This window comes from Pseudomonas sp. BW16M2, from assembly GCF_014268865.1.
Lineage (GTDB): Bacteria > Pseudomonadota > Gammaproteobacteria > Pseudomonadales > Pseudomonadaceae > Aquipseudomonas > Aquipseudomonas peradeniyensis.
The window spans coordinates 1-229 of the sequence record NZ_JABWRI010000102.1 but is presented as its reverse complement, the minus strand read 5'-3'; the positions used below and the strand labels follow the sequence as shown (position 1 = coordinate 229).

At 61.6% G+C, this 229-nt stretch carries 1 tRNA gene; it reads left to right on the top strand.

Annotated elements, in window-relative coordinates:
- Positions 1-154 precede the first annotated feature (154 nt).
- Positions 155-228: transfer RNA gene (locus HU735_RS26910), tRNA-Asp, on the top strand.
- Position 229: the final 1 nt, after the last annotated feature.

The following is a 229-nucleotide window of genomic DNA, read 5'->3' as shown; positions in this document are numbered from 1 at the left end:
GGTGATTAGCTCAGCCGGGAGAGCATCTGCCTTACAAGCAGAGGGTCGGCGGTTCGATCCCGTCATCACCCACCACTTCCTGAGGCGTTCCTGGTTCAGTGGTTTCGAAAGAAACACGCTGGCAGAGAGGAACAGGACGCAAGTCCAACCATGCGCGGCGGTAGTTCAGTCGGTTAGAATACCGGCCTGTCACGCCGGGGGTCGCGGGTTCGAGTCCCGTCCGCCGCGC